The sequence below is a fragment of the Virgibacillus carmonensis genome (assembly GCF_057836705.1).
Genome location: NZ_JBYQFJ010000414.1, coordinates 1 through 518 on the forward strand (window position 1 = coordinate 1; position 518 = coordinate 518).

The following is a 518-nucleotide window of genomic DNA, read 5'->3' on the forward strand; positions in this document are numbered from 1 at the left end:
TGATAAAGATGATACAATCCTTATCGCTGGAAAAGGTCATGAAACCACACAAATAATTGGTGATCAGGAATTACCGTTTAATGAGAGGGAAATTGTTTTGAAGGCTTTGAAACGGAAAAAGCAAATTGTCCGATCATAGTAGCGAGTAAACAAAGTTTCTGCTTCTATACCCGCAAGGATTTGCATATTCTAAGTTAGAATGTAATAATCCGATTACTTTTTTGCGAAGGGGGAAGATGGATGAACCGTCAAAAGGATAAGCGATTCGATGAGTTTCTATCCGAATCCTTTAAGGATGGAGCCTGTGTTAGGGAATTACGTTTAACAAATGCTGAATTGCAGTATGTTCAGCTGAAATTCCCAAAATCAAAAGTAACAAAATTACCTGAGACTAGTGATCACTCCCCGAAGAAAATATGGTATGAAGTACGGATTAGGTAGTTCAAAATAGCTTGGACATAGACAAAAGACCGGATGCTCTATAGAGTATGCAGGTCTTTTGCTAAGTTATGCCTAGC

General features: G+C 37.8%; 1 protein-coding gene. It reads left to right on the forward strand.

Features of this window, described 5'->3' with window-relative positions; all coding sequences use genetic code 11:
• Positions 1-240 precede the first annotated feature (240 nt).
• Entirely contained in the window at positions 241-441 is a 201-nt protein-coding gene (locus AC3G7N_RS22635; protein ID WP_089061207.1) for a hypothetical protein, read from the forward strand.
• Positions 442-518: the final 77 nt, after the last annotated feature.

What these genes read in the sequence shown, in the direction of transcription:
- AC3G7N_RS22635 (WP_089061207.1), top strand. Translation starts at nt 241, where the DNA reads ATGAACCGTCAAAAGGATAAGCGATTCGATGAGTTTCTATCCGAATCC.